Here is a 17,838-nt window from a genome sequence, read left to right on the forward strand (position 1 = left end):
ACCGAAGGAACCAAGGAAGGCAGAAGGACATTGACCGCATCTGGAGACGTGACCCGCATCGCCCCGCTGTCGGGGCTGCAACGGGGGCTGTGGTTCCTCGACCGATGGAACCCTGAGGCAGCGACCTACAACATCCCGTGGATCTTCGAGTTCGCGGGAGCGCTCGACCTGGCGCTGCTGGAGCAGTCCCTGGCCGCCGTGAGCGCACGGCACGAGGCGCTGCGGACGACCTTCGCCCTGCACACCGAGGGCCCGCGCCAGCTGGTCCACGCGCCGGCGGCCGTCCCCCTCGCCGTCACCGACCTGCGGGAGCTGTCCGAGGACGAGCGCGCGCAGCGGGCGGAGAGCGTCATCGCCGCCGCGGCCGCGGCCCCCTTCGACCTGGAGACGGGACCGCTGATCCGGGCGTCCGCCCTGCTGCGGAGCGACTGCGCGACGACCGTGGTGATCGTCGTCCACCACATCGTGTGGGACGGCTGGTCGGCAGGCGTGTTCGAGCAGGAACTGGCCGAGATCTACACCGCGTTGGTCGAAGGGCGCCGGCCCGAGCTGCCGGAGCTCACCACCCAGTACGCCGACTACGCGGTCGAGGAGGAGAACGCCTCCTTCGAGGAGCACCTGACCCACTGGAAGCGCGAACTGGACGGCGCGCCCGTCCTGTTGGAGCTTCCGGGCGACCGGCCGCGTCCGTCGGCCCAGACCTACCGGGGCCACACCGAGCCGTTCGGGCTGACGCAGGGCACCGCGGCGCGGGTGCGGGAGCTGGCCGAGGCCGAGGGCGTGACGCCGTTCATGGTGCAGCTGGCCGCCTTCGCGGTCCTGCTCAACCGCTACACCGGCGTCGAGGACATGGTCATCGGCACGCCGGTGACCACCCGCAACCGGCCCGAACTCGAGAACCTGGTCGGCTACTTCGTCAACCTGCTGCCGCTGCGGGTCCGGCTCGGCGCGACGATGACCTTCCGCGAGCTGCTCCAGCAGGTCCAGGACAGCGCCTTCGACGCGTACTCCTACCTGGACGTCCCCTTCGACCAGATCGTCGACCAGCTGGCCCTGGACCGCTCGGCCCAGCACCCCCCGCTCGTCCAGGTGGTGTTCGGCGCGCACGCCGAGGACCACGAGCCGCTGAAGTTCGGCCCCGCCGAGGCGCACCGCCAGGTGTTCTCCAACGGCACCACGAAGTTCGACCTGACCTGGTCGGTCTTCGACGACGGCGAGCTGCGCGGCGAGGTCGAGTACAGCACCGACCTGTTCGACGCGCAGACGGTCCGCCGGATGACCGCCGACTGGCAGACCCTGCTGACGGCCGCGCTGGACGACTGCGACGCGACGATCCTGCGCCTCACCACCCCGGAGCGGGAGGCGGCGGCCAGCGCGCCGGTCGCCATCCCCGAGGGCCGCTGCCTGCACGAGCTCTTCGAGGAGGCGGTCGACGCCCACGGCGGCCGCACCGCGCTCAGCGACGCCACCCGCTCGCTGAGCTACACCGAGCTGGACGAGTGCGCCAACCGGCTGTCCCACGCCCTGATCGCGTCCGGCATCGGCGCCGGCGACCGGGTCGGGCTGCTGATGGACCGCACGGCGGACATCCTGGTCTCGGTGCTCGCGGTGCTGAAGGCCGGCGCCGTCTACGTGCCGGTCGACCTGACCGCCCCCGCCGGGCGCGCGGCGATGGTCTTCGGTGACACCGAGGTGTCCCTGGTCCTCACCGACCGGCCCGAGCGGGTGCCGCAGGGCCCCTGGGTCACGTACGAACTCACCGAGCGCGCAGCCGAGATCGCCGCCATGCCGGCCCACCGGCCCGGCGTCGCGGTCCGCCCCGGCGACGTCGCCTACACGATCTTCACCTCGGGCTCCACCGGGCGGCCCAAGGGCGTCGCGGTCGCGCACGAGCACGTGAGCCGCCTGATGGCGGCCGGCGCCGAGCACTTCGCCTTCGGCCCCGAGGAGGTGTGGACGCTCTTCCACAGCTACGCCTTCGACTGGACGGTCTGGGAGATGTGGGGCGCCCTGCACCACGGCGGCCGCCTGGTCGTGGTGCCGTACGTCACGAGCCGCTCGCCCGCCGAGTTCGCCGAGCTGCTGGAGGAGGAGGGCGTCACCAACCTGTGCCTGACGCCTTCCGCGCTGCGGCAGTTGGAGCCGGCCCTGCGCCAGCGCCCGCGTGCGCTGCCGTCGCTGAAGTGGATCATGCTGGGCGGTGAGGCGCTCGACCCCGACGTCGTCCAGCGCTGGTTCGCCCTCGACCCGCTGCCCCCGGCGCGGCTGTGCAACCTGTACGGCATCACCGAGACCACCGTCCACGTCACCACCCACGACGTGGTCGGCACGGCGGACGGCTTCGAGCGCAGCCTGATCGGCGCCCCGATGCCGCACCTGAGCACGATGGTGCTCGACGACTGGCTGCGGCCCTGCCCGGTGGGCGTCCCCGGTGAGCTGTACATCGGCGGCGGCAGCCTGGCCCACGGCTACTGGGGGCGGCCCGAGTTGACGGCCGGACGCTTCGTCGCGGACCCGTTCGGCGGGACGCCGGGCGCCCGGATGTACCGCACCGGCGACGTGGCGCGGCGGCTGCCCGGCGGCGGCCTGGAGTACGTGGGGCGCGCGGACTTCCAGGTGAAGCTGCGCGGCTTCCGGATCGAACTGGGCGAGATCGAGAACGCGTTGAGCGCGCACCCGGACGTGGACGCCTGCGTGGTGACCGTGCACGACCAGCGTCTGGCGGCCTACGTCACCGGCGGATCACCGGACGGCGTACGGGAGTTCCTGTCCCGCTCGCTTCCCGACTACATGATCCCGGCCAGCGTCACCGTGCTGGAGACGCTGCCCCTGACGGTCAACGGCAAGGTCGACCGGGCCGCGCTGCCGGCCCCGGGCGTCCGCACGGTGGCGCAGGGCGAGCACGTCGCGCCCCGCACGCCGGCCGAGGTGCTCTTCGCCGCCGTCTGGTCGCAGGTGCTGGACGTTGCCGACATAGGCGTCCACGACGACTTCTTCCACCTCGGCGGCGACTCGATCCGGGCCGTCCAGATGGCCGGCGCGCTGCACGACCAGGGCTGGGCGGTCTCGCTGCGGGACGTCTTCAACGCCCCGACCATCGCCGCCCTCGTCCCGCTGGCCCGCCCGGTCGCGGGTAGCGCCGGTGACAACGTGCCGTTCGCACTGCTGGACGACGCGATCCGGGCCGAGCTGCCGGAGGGCCTGGCGGACGCCTATCCGATGGTCTCCATGCAGCTCAGCATGATCTTCCACATGGAGATCGCCGGGTCGACCGACAGCTACCACAACGTCAACAGCTACCGGATCGCCTCCGACCTCGACGAGGAAGCGTTCCGCCGGGCGGTCGCCGAGGTCATGACGCGGCACCCCGTGCTGCGCACCGGCCTGGACATCTCCGGCTACGACGAGCCGCTCCAGCTGGTGTACGGCGAACTGCCGCTGCCCGTCGGCTTCGAGGACCTGCGCGGCGCCGACGCGCAGGCCCAGGACGCCGCCGTCCACACCGTCTTCGACCAGCACCGCGGCACGCCGTTCGACCTGATGGAGCCGCCGCTGTTCCGGATCACGGTGCAGCGCCTGGAGGACGCCGTCTTCCAGCTCACCATCTCCGAGCACCACGCCATCCTGGACGGCTGGAGCTTCACCTCCTTCCTCGCCGAGCTGCTGGACCGGCACGCCGCCCTCGCGGCCGACCCGGCCAGCGCGCCCGCCGCGCCCCCCGGCTCCACCTTCCGCGACTTCGTGGCGGTCGAGCGCGAGGCGGCGAAGGACGAGCAGTCGCTGGCGTACTGGCGCCAGAAGCTCGCCGGCGTCAGCGGCGCCCTGTGGACGGGTGCGGGCGACGCGCACGACCTGCCCCGCACCGTCGAGCGCGTGCTGCCCGACGCACCGGAGCAGCTGCGCAAGGTCGCCGACGCCGCCGGCGTCCCGATCAAGTCGGTCGCGCTGGCCGCCCACATGCGGGCCCTCCAGCAGATCACCGGCCTGACCAAGGTCACCACCGGCCTGGCGATGAACGGGCGACTGGAGCGCCGCGGCGGCATCGAGACCTACGGCCTGTTCCTCAACACCGTTCCGCTGGTCTGCGAGCCGTCCGGCGACGACCTGCTGGGCCTGGTGCGCACAGTGCACCAGGAGGAGCTGGACATGATGCCGCACCGCCGGGTGCCGTTCGCCCGGCTGGCCCGGCTGATGTCCGACACCCAGCTGGACAGCCAGTTCGGCTACCTGCGCTTCCACGCCCTCGGGCAGCTGGGCTCGGCGCAGATCGTGGACGGTCGGATCGGCTGCGAGCCGACCCTGCGCCACGAGCCCAACAGCTTCGCCTTTGGCGCCTCGCTGATCCAGGACCCGGTCTCGGACCGCGTGCTGCTGGCCGTGGACCACCAGCGGTCCGTGGTCCCGGACGCCCTCGCCGACCGGTTCATCGACGCCTACGCGGCCGCCCTCCAGGAGATGGCCGCGACCACCGACATGCAGCACACCACCGAGCAGAGGTTCTCGCGATGACCCACACCGACGCACTGACCCGCTTCCTGAAGGCCGCCGAGGCCACCCCCGACCGGGCCGCCGTGCGCGCCGTCGACGGTGAGCTGACCTTCGCCGCGCTGGAGCGCCGTACCGCCGAACTCGCCGGGGCGCTGCAGAGCCGGGGCATCGGGCGCGGCGACCGGGTCGGGGTGCACCTGCCCCGGACCGCGGAGCTCGTCGTGGCGCTGCTCGCGGTGTGGCGGGCGGGGGCGGCGTACGTGCCGCTCGACCCCTCGTACCCGCAGGACCGCCTCGCCTACATGGCCGCGGACTCCGGCATCTCGCTGCTGATCACCGCGGACGCGGCAGCCGTGACGCTGCCGGAGGGCGTCGCGACGCTCCGCACGGCGGCGGCGCATGCCCCGGCCGAGGCTGTGGCGTTCACCGCGCTGGACCCCGCGTACGTCATCTACACCTCCGGGTCCACCGGCCGGCCCAAGGGCGTCGAGGTCAGCCGCGGCAATGTCGCCTCGCTGCTGGCGGGCCTGGAGGAGAACGGCATGTACCGCCCCGAGGCGGGCGTGGTGGGCTGGAACGCGAGCGTCTCCTTCGATGCCTCCGTCCAGCAGTGGGCGCGGATCTGCCGCGGCGACACCCTGGTCGTCATCGACGACGCGCGGCGCACCGACCCGGTCGCGCTGGCCGCCCTGCTGGACGAGCACGGCGTCACCGACCTGGACCTGACCCCCTCGCACTGGGAGCTGCTGCGCGAGCCGCTCACCGGACGCACCCCGCGCCTCTTCATGGGCGGCGAGCCGGTTCCCGCGAGCACCTGGCAGGAGATCGCCACCGGTGGCATCGAGGCGCTCAACCTCTACGGCCCCACCGAGTGCACCGTCGACTCCACGGCCGCCTGGATCACCGGTGAGGGACCGCACATCGGCACCGCCCTGCCCGGCGTGAGCGTGCGGGTGCTGGACGAGGCGCTGCGGCCGGTGGCCGACGGCGTGACCGGCGAGGTCTACATCGCCGGGCCGGGCGTCGCCCACGGCTACGTGAACCGCCCGGGCCTGACCGCCGAGCGCTTCGTCGCGGACCCGGCCGGAGGCGGGGCAAGGATGTACCGCACCGGCGACCGGGCCCGGATCGCCGCCGGCGGCGTCCTGGAGTACGCGGGCCGCGTCGACCGGCAGATCAAGCTGCGCGGCTACCGGATCGAGCTCGGCGAGATCGAGGGCGCCCTGACCCGGCACCCGGAGGTCGCCGAAGGCGTCGTCACGGTGCACGAGAGCGCCCCCGGCGACCAGCGGCTGATCGCCTACGTCACCACTGGCACGGCCTCCCCGACGGCCGCGGGCATCCTGGACCACCTGCGCGCGGTGCTGCCCGCGCACATGATCCCCTCCGGCGTCACCATCCTGGACGCGCTGCCGCTCACCCCCAACGGCAAGGTCGACCACGCCGCCCTGCCGATCCCGGCCGCCGCACCGGCCGCCGCCGCGCCCGCCGCGGACGCCTCTCTGGACGAGCAGGTCGCCGACGTCTGGCGCACCGTCCTCGGCCTGGCCACCGTCGAGCCGACCGATGACTTCCTCGCGCTGGGCGGCCACTCGCTCGCCGCGCTGCGCGTCGTGCACATCCTGCGCCGCAAGCTCAACGCCGAGCTCCAGCTGCGCCACCTGCTGGACTCCCGCGACCTCGCCGACTTCACCGAGTCGGTCCGGACGGCCGCCCGCGCGGGCGTCGCCAAGCGTCCGTCGCTGGTCGGCGCCGGCGGCGGTGTCCGGTGATCACCGGAGCGCGGCCGAGGGCCGAGGGCGACTGGCTGCTCGTGCCGGCGCCGCAGGAGCACCGCCCGTACCGGCTGTTCTGCTTCCCGCACGCCGGCGGTGACGCCACCGCCTACCGCCGACTGGCCCACGCGATCGCCCCGTTCGCCGAGGTCTGGGCGCTGCGGATGCCGGCTCGCGGGGGGCGGCGGCGCGATCCGATGCCCGCCACCTTCGACCTGCTGGTCCGCACCCTGGTCGAGGAGCTGACCCCGCACCTGGGCGGCGACTTCGGCTTCTACGGGCAGAGCTTCGGCGCCCTGCTCGGCTACGAGGTGGCCCGGGCCCTGCCGCAGGAGCTGCGCCCCCAGGTGGTGGTGGCCGCCTCGGCCGCGCCGCCCAGCGCCTGGACCGGCACGATGCCGCAGGGCCGCGCCGCGGCCGACCTGCTGCGGCTTGCGGGCATGGGCGAACTGATCGAGGCGGAACCGGAGTTGCGCGACATGGCGCTGGCCGCCATCCAGAGCGACCTGGACGTGAAGAACACCTACCGCTACCGGCCGTCCCCGCTGCTCGACACCGACCTGTACGCGATCGCGGGCGACGGCGACCCGATGCTCGACCCCGGCCAGCTGGCCGGCTGGGCCCAGCACACCTCCGGCGACTTCGGCCTGTCGGTGGTCCCCGGCGGGCACCTGCTGGCGACCGTGGACGACCGCGGCCCGGTGGACCTGCTGACCTCGATCATCGGGCGCCGCTCGGCGCAGACCTCCCTGAAGGAGCACCAGTGAGCCTCACCATGACCACCACCAGGGTCGATCTGACGGACCCGACGCTGTGGGCCCGGCCCGACATCGCCGAGATCGTCGACGGCCTGCGCGCCGAGGGCGCCGTGCACCGGATGGAGACCGCCGACGACGGTCCCGTCTGGTCGGTGCTCTCCTACGACCTGGCGAGCGAGGTCCTGAAGGACACCGCGACGTACAGCTCGGAGGGCGGCTCGCTGCTCGGCGCCGGAGTCGGCGTCACCCCGGCCGGCGCGGGCCGCATGATGGCGCTGTCCGACCCGCCCCGGCACCGTGAACTCCGCACCCCCGCCGTGCCGTTCTTCTCGCCCAGCGGCGCGCGCAACGCCTCCCGGAGCATCACCGAGCTGGCCGGGGAGATCTTCGACAAGGCGATGGAGCTGGGCGAGGTCGACCTGTCGGACGCCGTCTCCGCGCTCCCGCTGGCGGTGATGTGCGACCTGCTCGACGTCCCCGCCAAGGACCGCGAGATGGTCGTCCGGGTCTGCGACCAGGCGTTCCTGGGACGTACGGCCGAGGAGCGCCGGGCCGGCCACCAGCAGCTGATTCCGTTCCTGCTGCACCAGGTGATGATGCGCCGGGCCAAGCCGGGCGACGACCTGATCAGCAAGATGGCCACCTACCGGGTCGGCGGCCGGCTGCTGCCCGTGGAGGACGTCGTCCTCAACCTGGACAACATCGTCGTCGGCGGCGTCCAGACCGTGCGCCACACGGCGGCCATGGGCCTGCTGACGCTCACTCAGCATCCGGAGCTGTGGCGGAAGTTGCAGTCCGGCGAGGCCGAGATGGGCCCCGCGCTGGACGAGCTGCTGCGCTGGACCTCGGTCGGCCTGCACACGCTGCGCACCGCCAGCCGGGACGTGGTGCTCGGCGGTCACCAGGTCCGCGAAGGGGACCGGGTCGTCGTCTGGACCTGGGCGGCCAACCGCGACCCCGCGGCCTTCGACCGGCCGCACGAGATCATCCTCGACCGGTCGCCCAACCGGCACCTGGCGCTGGGCCTGGGCGCCCACTACTGCATCGGCGCGCCGCTGGCGAAGGCCGAGCTCAGCGCGCTGTTCTCGGCCGCGCTGGAGCGCGTCGCGCAGATCGTGCCGACCGGGCCGCCGGTGCACAACCGCTCGATCATCAACTTCGGGCTCGACCACTTCCCGGTGCGCCTGATCGCCCGCTGAGCCACCGGTTTTCTGCCTGCTCTTCTGCCGGATGTCCGCACCGCGGCGCCCATAGATTCGACTCAACCAAGGAGGTCACCACCATGACGAACCCATTCGAGGACGACAACAGCAAGTACCTGGTGCTGGTGAACGACGAGAACCAGCACTCGCTCTGGCCGGCCTGGATCGAGGTGCCGGAGGGCTGGTTCGCCACCCACCGCGAGGACACCCGCCAGGGCTGCCTCGGCTACATCGAGAAGAACTGGACCGACATCCGTCCGGCCAGCCTCGTCGCGACGCTCGAGCGGCAGTGACCCGGCCATGCTGAACTGGGAGATCAACCCGGGCCGGCCGGCCCTGACGCAGGTGTCCGGCGTGACGGACATGGACGCGGCGTGCGCCTGGCTGGAGACGGCCGCCCCCGACCTGCGGGCGGGCCTGCACGAGTACGGCGTGGTGTTCCTGCGCGGCCTGCCCGTCGCGGACAGTGCGGACGTCGCCAGGATCCGCGAGATCCTGGTCCCCACCCGGACCCCGTACCGCGAGAAGGCCACCCCGCGCAGCGACTTCGGCAACGGCGTCTCCTCGTCCACCGACCTGCCGCCCGCGCAGTCGATCCACATGCACAACGAGAACAGCTACACGCTGACCTTCCCCGGTCTGCTGCTCTTCGCCTGCCTGATCGCCCCGCCGGTGGGCGGCGCCACCCCGACCGCGGACGTCCGCAAGGTGCTCGACGCCCTGCCGCCGCGGCTGGTGGAGCGGATGAAGTCGTCCGGCTGGACGCTCACCCGCAACTACTCCGAGTACGTCTCGCTGGACTGGCGCACCGCGTTCGCCACCGACGACCCGGCGAAGGTCGCCGAGTACTGCGCGGAGAACCACATCGCCATGGAGTGGCGTGAGGACGGCTCGCTGCGCACCAGCCAGCTCCGCCCGGGGACGATCACCCACCCGGTCACCGGCGACGAGGTGTGGTTCAACCACATGGCGTTCTGGAACGAGTGGTCGCTGGAGCCGGACATCCGCGAGGCGATGACCGAGCTGTTCGGCTCCGACGGCCTGCCGTTCAACACCGGCATGGGCGACGGCGAGCCGCTCACCCGCGAGGACGTGGAGACGATCAACGCGGCCTACGCGGCCGCCACCGTGCGGGAGACCTGGCAGCAGGGCGACGTGATGCTCGTGGACAACATCCTCGCCACGCACGGCCGCGACCCCTTCAGCGGTGACCGCAAGATCGCCGTCGTGATGGGCGAGCCCGTCGACGTCCTGGACTGCAAGCCCAGCGTGCTCCCCGCAGCCTCCGCCGTCTGACACCTCCTGCTCAGTGATGTGAAGGAAGAATCGTGATTCCGGTTTCGTTCGCGCAGCAGCGCCTCTGGCTCGTCGACCAGATCGAGGGGCCGAGCCCGCTCTACAATCTGCCGTTCGCCGTCCGTCTGCGCGGCGGGCTGGACATCCCCGCGCTGCGGGACGCGGTGGCCGATGTCGTGGAGCGGCACGAGGCGCTGCGCACGGTGTTCCCGGTTCTCGCGGGTGTTCCCGTGCAGCAGGTCGTGCCGTCCCACGAGGCGCAGCCGCGCTTCGAGGCGGTCGACTGCTCACCGGAGGACTATCCGACACTGCGCGACGCGGCCGCGGCCTGCACCTTCGACCTGCGGACCGAACTGCCCATCCGGGTCACGGTCTTCGGCCTGGGTGCCGAGGAGCACGTGCTGCTGGTGGTGCTCCACCACATCGCGGGCGACGGCTGGTCGCAGGGGCCGTTCCTGCGCGATCTGGCGGCTGCGTACACGGCGCGGTGCGCGGGCGGGGCTCCCAGGTGGGAGCCGCTGCCGGTGCAGTACGCGGACTACGCCGCATGGCAGCGCGAGCTGCTGGGCAGCGACACCGACCCGGACAGCCTGCTGTCCCGTCAACTGGACTACTGGCGCGGGAACCTGGCCGGGATACCCGAGGAGCTGACGCTTCCGACGGACCGCCCCCGGCCGCCGGTGCCGAGCAAGGAGGCCGACGCCTTCGGCTTCCGCTTCGGCCCCGAACTGCACGCTGCCCTGCTCGGCGTTGCGCGCAGCCACCGGGTGACCCTGTTCATGGTGCTGCAGGCGGGTCTGGCGGCGCTGCTCACCCGTCTGGGCGCCGGCACGGACGTGCCGATCGGGTCCGTGGTCGCGGGCCGCTCCGACGACGCGCTGGACGACCTGGTCGGATTCTTCGTCAACACCCTGGTGCTGCGCACGGACACCTCCGGGGACCCGACGTTCGCGGCGCTGCTGGCGCAGGTCCGCGAGACGCACCTGGAGGCCCACGCCAACGAGGACGTTCCGTTCGAGCGGCTGGTGGAGGAGATCAACCCGGTCCGCTCGCTCTCCAGGCACCCGCTGTTCCAGGTGCTGCTGGTCCTGCAGAACAACGACCCCGCGCGGCTCGACCTGGCCGGTCTGGAGACCTCGGCCGAGCCGATCGGGATGAGGGTCGCCAAGTTCGACCTCAACATCGGCATGGAGGAGGTGTTCGGCCCGGACGGCGCCCCCGCCGGGATCACGGGCTCGGTGGAGTACACCGCGGACCTGTTCGACGAGGGAACGGTCGAGGCGATGACCGTCCGCCTCGGCCGGCTGCTGGCGGCGGCCGCCGCCGACCCGCGGACCACCATCGGGCGGATCGACATCCTGGGGGAGGACGAGCGGTCGCGGATCCTCACCGAGTGGAACGCGACCACGGCGCCCGCGGTGGCGGCAGCCTCGCTGGCGCAGCTGTTCCAGGCGCAGGTGGCGCGTACTCCCGCGGCCGTCGCGGTCGCGGGCGAGGTCGACCTCAGCTACGCGGAGCTCAACGCGCGGGCGAACCGGCTCGCGCACCACCTGATCGCCCTGGGCGTCGGGCCCGAGACGCCGGTGGCGATGCTGATGGAGCGCTCGGCGGACGTGGTGGTGGCCACCCTGGCCATCGTCAAGGCCGGCGGCGCCTACGTGCCGATGCACACCAGCTTCCCGCCGGAGCGGATGGCCCTGGTGGTCGCCGACACCCGCGCCGCCGTGCTGCTGACGGACCGGGCCGAGGTCGGGTTCGAGCACACGGCGCACGTGGTGCGCCTGACGGACGCCCTGCCCGAGCTGACGGCCGATCCGCTCGTCACCGTCCACCCGGACCAGCTCGCCTACGTGATGTACACCTCCGGATCGACGGGTCTGCCCAAGGGCGTGGCCGTCCGGCACCGCGACGTGGCCGACCTGGCGGCCGACCACCGCTGGGCGGACGGCTCGCACGACCGGATCCTGCTGCACTCGCCGCACGCGTTCGACGCGGCGACCTACGAGATCTGGGTGCCGCTGCTCTCGGGCGGCGCGGTCGTGGTCGCACCCCCGGGAAGCCTCGACGCGTCGGGGCTGCGCGAGGTGGTCGCGCGTCACCAGGTGACCGGTCTCTTCCTCACCAAGGCGCTCTTCGACCTGGTCGCCGAGGAGAGCCCCGAGTCCTTCGCCGGCCTGCGGACGGTTTCCACCGGCGGGGAGGCCGCGTCGCCCAGCCTGATGCGCCGGGTTCGCGAGGCCTGCCCCGACCTGCTGCTCGCCCACGTCTACGGCCCGACCGAGGCCACCACGTTCGCCACCTTCCAGGAGCTGTCGGGCGCGGATCTGACCGGGGTGCGGGTGCCGATCGGCGGCCCGCTGGACCACATGCGGCTCTACGTCCTGGACGCCGGCTTGCAGCCGGTCCCGGCCGGCGCGCCCGGTGAGCTGTACGTGGCGGGCGCCGGGCTGGCGCGCGGCTACTGGAACCGGTCCGCGCTGACGGCCGAACGCTTCGTGGCCTGCCCGTTCGGCAGCGGCGAGAGGATGTACCGGACCGGTGACCTGGTGAGCTGGCGCGCGGACGGCGTGCTGGAGTTCCAGGGCCGGGTCGACGGCCAGGTCAAGCTGCGCGGCTTCCGCATCGAACTCGGCGAGATCGAGGCGGTGCTGGGACGGCACGAGGGCGTCGGGCAGCTCATGGTGATGGCCCGCGAGGACCGCCCCGGCGATCTGCGGCTGGTCGCCTACTGCACGCCCTCCGGTGAGGTACCCGAACTGGCCCTGGAGCTGCGGCGGTTCGCCGCCGCCTCGCTGCCGGTCTACATGGTCCCGTCCGCGGTGGTGGTGCTGGACGCGCTGCCGCTGAACGCGAACGGGAAGGTCGACCGCAAGGCGCTGCCCGTCCCGGACCTGGCGTCCGGGACGGCGGGCCGGTCCGCCCGCGACCCGCGGGAGGAGATCCTGTGCGGGCTGTTCGCCGAGGTGCTCGGCGTCGGCTCGGTCTCGATCGACGACGACTTCTTCACGCTGGGCGGCCACTCGCTGCTGGCGACCCGGCTGGCCAGCCGGGCGCGCGCGGTCCTCGGCCTGGAGATGGGGATCGCCGACCTGTTCCAGGCGCCGACGGTCGCCGAACTGGGCGAGCGCCTCTCCGGTGACCGGACCCGGCCGGCCCTGCGGCCGCAGCCGCGCCCCGAGGCGCTCGCGCTCTCGTTCGCGCAGCGCCGGCTCTGGTTCGTCGGCCAGGTCGAGGGCCCCAGCGCCTCCTTCAACGTCTCGCTCGCCCTGCGGCTGCGCGGCCGCCTGGACACGGCGGCGCTGGAGGCCGCGCTCGGTGACGTGGTCTCCCGGCACGAGGCGCTGCGCACGGTGTTCCCCGAAACCGGCGGCGTCCCGCGGCAGGAAGTGCTGGCCGGACCCACGGGTCCGCTGCTCACCCGCACCGACCGCTCGGTCTCCGACGTCTTCGGCCACGTCTTCGACACCGCCGTCGACCTGCCGTTCCACGCCTACCTGCGCGCCGACGGCACCGACGAGCACGTGCTGGTCCTGGTCATGCACCACATCGCCAGCGACGGATGGTCCCTGGACCCGCTCTTCCGCGACCTCGCGGCGGCCTACGCGGCGCGCTGCGACGGCGACGCCCCCGGCTGGGAGCCGCTCCCCGTCCAGTACGCGGACTACACCCTCTGGCAGCAGGACCTGCTCGGCTCCGACGAGGACCCCGACAGCCTGCTCGCCGGCCAACTGGCCTTCTGGAAGGGCGCCCTGGCCGGACTGCCGGACGAACTGGCGCTGCCCACCGACCGGCCGAGGCCGCCGGTGCCCAGCTACCGGGGCGAGCTGGTCCCGCTCGAACTCGACGCCGCGCTGCACGCCCAACTCGCCGAGCTGGCAAGGGAAAACGGCGTCACGCTCTTCATGGTGCTACAGGCCGCGCTGGCCGCGCTGCTGAGCCGCTTCGGCGCGGGCGACGACGTGCCGATCGGCGCGCCGGTTGCCGGGCGGATGGACGAGGCCCTGGACGACCTGGTCGGCTTCTTCGCCAACACCATGGTGCTGCGGGTGGACCTCTCGGGCCGCCCGAGCTTCGCCGATCTGCTGGCCCGGGTCCGGGCGACCAACCTGGCCGCCTACGCCCACCAGGACGTCCCGTTCGAGCGGCTGGTGGAGGAGCTCAACCCGGTCCGCTCGCTGGCCAGGCACCCGCTCTTCCAGGTGATGCTCGCGTTCAACAACACCGCTGAGGCGAACCTGGAATTCCCGGGCGTCACGGCGGAGTTCGAGCCCGCCGGGTTCGGCACCGCCAAGTTCGACCTGACCGCGAACCTGACCGAGCACCGCCTGGCCGACGGCTCCCCGGCGGGCATCGCCGGCGCCCTGGAGTACGCGACCGACCTCTTCGACGGGTCCACCGCCGAGCGGCTGGCCGCCGCCTGGGAGCGGCTGCTGCGGGCGGTGGCGGCGGATCCCGCCCAGGAGATCGCCTCGGCGGACGTCCTCACCGGCGAGGAGCGCCACCGGATCCTCACCGAGTGGAACGACACCGCCACCGAGGTGCCCTCGGGCACCGTGCCCGCGCAGTTCGAGGCGCAGGTCGCCCGGACGCCGCAGGGGACGGCCCTCGTCTTCGAGGGCGTCGAGCTGACGTACGCGGAGCTCAACGCCCGCGCCAACCGCCTCGCGCACCTGCTGATCGAGCGGGGTGCGGGCCCGGAGCGGACCGTCGCCCTGGTGCTCGGGCGCTCCGTCGAGATGGTGGTCTCGATGCTCGCCGTCCTCAAGACCGGCGGCGCCTACCTGCCCGTCGACCCGGGGTACCCGACCGCGCGCATCACCCACATGCTGGAGGACTGCGGCCCCGCCCTGCTGGTCGCCACGACGCAGAGCGCCGCGGCGATCCCCGCCGGGAACCCGGCTCCCACCCTGCTGCTCGACACGCTCGACCTGGCCGCCCTCCCCGCGACCGACCCGACCGACGCCGAGCGGCGCGCGCCCCTGCTTCCCGCCCACCGGGCGTACGTGATCTACACCTCGGGTTCGACCGGCCGCCCCAAGGGCGTGATGGTCTCGCACGTGGGTGTGAGCAGCCTGGTCGACTCCCTGGCGGTCCAGTTCCTGATGGGCCCGGGCGACCGGATGCTGCAGTTCGCCTCGCCCAGCTTCGACGCCGCCCTCGCCGAGACGATGATGGCTCTGCTCACCGGCGCGACCCTGGTCCTCGCACCCGCCGAACGGCTGGCCGCCGGCGAGCAGTTGGCCGCACTCATCGCGGAGCACCGGGTCAGTCACGCGATCATCGCGCCCGCCGCGCTGGCCGTGATGTCGCCGCAGCAACTGCCGTCCGTGCGGGTGCTGATGGTCGCCGGTGAGGCGACGCCGGGTGAGCTGGTGGCGAAGTGGTCGGTCGGCCGGCAGCTGATCAACGCGTACGGCCCGACCGAGACCACGGTCTGCGCGACGGTGAGCACCCCGCTGAGCGGCTCGGACAGCCCGCCGATCGGCGGACCGATCTCCAACGCCCGGACCTACGTCCTGGACGAGCGACTCCAGCCGGTTCCGGTCGGTGTGCCGGGCGAGCTGTACGTGGCGGGCATCGGGTTGGCCCGCGGGTACCACAACCGGCCGGGGCTGACGTCCGAACGCTTCGTGGCCTGCCCGTTCGGCAACGGCGAGAGGATGTACCGCACCGGTGACCTGGCGCGCTGGCGGCCGGACGGCACGCTGGACTTCCTGGGCCGGGTGGACGACCAGGTCAAACTGCGCGGCTTCCGCATCGAGTTGGGCGAGGTCGAGGCGGCGCTCGGCCGGCACGAGGGGGTCGGACAGGTCGTCGTGGTGGCCCGCGAGGACCGGGCCGGCGACCGCCGGCTGGTGGCCTACTGCACGGCGGTCACCGAGAACCCCGAACTCCCGTCGGACCTGCGCCTGTTCGCGGCCGAGGAACTGCCCGGCTACATGGTGCCGGCCGCCGTCGTGGTGCTGGACGCGATGCCGCTGAGCGTGAACGGCAAGGTGGACCGCAAGGCGCTTCCGGCGCCGGACTACGCGGCCGTGTCCTCGGGCCGGGCCGCCAGGACCCCGCGCGAGGAGCTCCTGTGCGGGCTGTTCGCCGAGGTGCTCGGGCTCGACTCGGTCGGGATCGACGACAGCTTCTTCGGTCTCGGCGGCCACTCGCTGCTCGCCACCCGGCTGCTCAGCCGGGTGCGTTCGGTGCTCGGCGCCGAGCTGGGTATCCGCGAGCTGTTCGAGTCGCCCACGGTGGCGGAGCTGCTGGAGCAACTGGACGCGGGCGGCTCGGGAGACCCGCTCGACGTACTGCTGCCGCTGCGGCCGGGAGGCACGGGTGCACCGCTGTTCTGCGTGCACCCGGCCGCCGGGATCAGCTGGGTCTACTCCGGCCTGCTGCGGCACGTCGACGCCGCGCACCCGGTCTACGGCCTTCAGGCCAGGGGCCTGAAGGGGGCGCCCCCGGCGAGCGTCGAGGAGATGGCCGACGACTACCTGCGGCAGATCCGCTCGGTGCAGCCGCAGGGCCCCTACCACCTGCTCGGCTGGTCCTTCGGAGGCGTGGTCGCCCACGCGATGGCGGTCCGGCTGCAGGCCGACGGCCAGCAGGTGGCGCTGCTCGCCCTGCTGGACGGCTACCCCGCCGTAGCGGCGGAGGTCCGCCAGGACCTCGCGGACGAGCCCTCGGACAGCCTGGCCGCCCTGCTGACCTCGCTGGGCCACGACCCCGCCGCATCGCGGGGATTCGCCGGCCTGGAGGCCATGCTGGGCGAGGCGGCGCACTCGCTGCCCGGCGTCTTCACCGACAACCACCGACTGCTGAACGAGCACGTCCCCGGGCGCTACCAGGGTGAGGCCGTGTTCTTCGGCGCCACCTCGGACAAGCCCGCCGACTGGCCCTACGAGGAGGCCTGGCGGCCCTACCTCACCGGCCGGATCGAGAGCCACCGACTCGCCTGTGACCACGGCGCGATGACCCAGCCGGACCAGATCGGCCTGATCGGGTCCGTCCTCGCCGAGAAGTTCGGAGCGTAGTGCGATGACACAACTGTCCGTAGCACCGGCCGTGGCGAAACCGGTGGCCGCACGCGGCCGTTGGGGCCTGTGGGCCGAGCACGACTTCCGCAGGCTGTGGATCGGCGAGACGACGAGCGGTCTGGGGACCGCCGTCGGCCATGTCTCGCTCTCCCTGGTGGCCGTGGTCGTCCTGAACGCGAGCCCGGTCATGATGGGAGTCCTGACGGCGGCAGCCTGGATACCGTGGCTGCTCATCGGCCTGCCGGCCGGCGCCTGGGTCGACCGGTGGCCGCGGCGCCGGGTGATGCTGGTCAGCGACCTGGCCCTGATGCTGCTCTTCGCCAGCGTGCCGCTGGCCGCCTGGCTGGGCGTCCTGACGATGACTCAACTGCTGCTCGTGGCGGTGGCGGCCGGTACGGCGAAGGTGTTCTTCACCACCGCCTACGGCGCAGTCGTCCCCTCCCTGGTCGCCGAGTCGGACCTGCTGGAGGCGAACACCAAGCTGCGCAGCGGCGAGTCGGCCGCGGACGTGGCCGGCCCCGGCGTCGCGGGCGTGCTCTCGCAGGTGTTCGGAGCGGTCAGCGGGCTGCTGCTGGACTCCGTCACGTACCTGGTCTCCGCGCTCTGCCTGCGCTCGATCACGGCGGTCGAGGAGCAGCGGGCGCCCGCCGAGCGGCGCGGGATCGGCGGCGAGATCGCCGAGGGCATCCGGTTCGTCGCCCGCGATCCGTACCTGCGCACGCTCACCTGCTTCGCCACGCTGGCGAACCTGGGCCTGAACGGCATCCAGGCCGTGCAGGTGGTGTTCCTGGTCCGCAGCGTCGGCCTGCAACCGAGCGCTGTCGGCGCGGTGTTCGCGGTGGTCAGCGTCGGCGGGCTGGCCGGGGCGATGTTCGCCCGCAAGGTCGCCCGCCGATTCGGCACCGCCCGCGGACTGCTGCTCTGCCAGCTGGTCATCGCGCCCTTCATCGTCCTGCTGCCGTGCGCCGGGCGGGGCCTGCCGCTGCCGCTGAGCGTGCTCGCCTGGGCGGTCGCGGTCGGTGGCGTGGTCTGCGCCAACGTCATCGCCGGGAGCTTCTACCAGAGTTACTGCCCGCCGGAGATGCTCGGCCGGATCCGGGCGAGTGCCTCGACCGTCAACTACGGGTCGATCCCGTTCGGCGCCCTGCTGGGCGGCTATCTGGGAGAGCTCATCGACAGCAGGAACACGATCTGGGTGATGTCCCTGGTCCTGCTGACCGCCGGCCTCGTCCTGCTGGCCGGCCCGATCCGCACCCTGCGGGACTTCCCGCGCCGCACCGAGGCGTGAGTC

8 protein-coding genes are annotated in these 17,838 nt (G+C 72.8%); all 8 read left to right on the forward strand.

The window, feature by feature from the left end:
- Positions 1–48: 48 nt before the first annotated feature.
- The 8 genes from P3T37_RS28200 (at position 49) to P3T37_RS28235 (ending at position 17,835) form a co-directional block, all read left to right on the forward strand.
- Positions 49–4,509, forward strand: coding sequence for an amino acid adenylation domain-containing protein (locus tag P3T37_RS28200; RefSeq protein ID WP_280726724.1), 4,461 nt, complete (start codon positions 49–51; stop codon positions 4,507–4,509).
- Positions 4,506–6,260 carry a non-ribosomal peptide synthetase gene (locus P3T37_RS28205; protein WP_280726725.1) on the forward strand — a complete coding sequence of 585 codons (1,755 nt, stop codon included), beginning with the start codon at positions 4,506–4,508 and terminating at the stop codon, positions 6,258–6,260. The genes P3T37_RS28200 and P3T37_RS28205 overlap by 4 nt, the downstream gene beginning before the upstream one ends.
- Positions 6,257–7,030, forward strand: coding sequence for a thioesterase domain-containing protein (locus P3T37_RS28210; protein WP_280726726.1), 774 nt, complete (start codon positions 6,257–6,259; stop codon positions 7,028–7,030). The genes P3T37_RS28205 and P3T37_RS28210 overlap by 4 nt, the downstream gene beginning before the upstream one ends.
- Positions 7,027–8,220, forward strand: a complete 1,194-nt coding sequence (locus P3T37_RS28215; RefSeq protein WP_280726727.1) for a cytochrome P450 — start codon at positions 7,027–7,029, stop codon at positions 8,218–8,220. The genes P3T37_RS28210 and P3T37_RS28215 overlap by 4 nt, the downstream gene beginning before the upstream one ends.
- 83 nt (positions 8,221–8,303) lie before the next feature.
- On the forward strand, positions 8,304–8,516 hold the full coding sequence (locus P3T37_RS28220; protein WP_280726728.1) for an MbtH family protein: 213 nt from the start codon (positions 8,304–8,306) through the stop codon (positions 8,514–8,516).
- A gap of 7 nt (positions 8,517–8,523) precedes the next feature.
- Positions 8,524–9,519: a TauD/TfdA family dioxygenase gene (locus tag P3T37_RS28225; RefSeq protein ID WP_280726729.1), complete on the forward strand. Its 996-nt coding sequence runs from the start codon at positions 8,524–8,526 to the stop codon at positions 9,517–9,519.
- A 32-nt stretch (positions 9,520–9,551) separates the two neighbouring features.
- Positions 9,552–16,544, forward strand: coding sequence for a non-ribosomal peptide synthetase (locus P3T37_RS28230; RefSeq protein ID WP_280726730.1), 6,993 nt, complete (start codon positions 9,552–9,554; stop codon positions 16,542–16,544).
- Positions 16,545–16,548: 4 nt separating this feature from the next.
- Entirely contained in the window at positions 16,549–17,835 is a 1,287-nt protein-coding gene (locus tag P3T37_RS28235) for an MFS transporter (protein ID WP_280726731.1), read from the forward strand.
- Positions 17,836–17,838: the final 3 nt, after the last annotated feature.

Origin of the sequence: Kitasatospora sp. MAA4 (assembly GCF_029893355.1) — a bacterium.
Taxonomy (GTDB): Bacteria; Actinomycetota; Actinomycetes; order Streptomycetales; family Streptomycetaceae; genus Kitasatospora.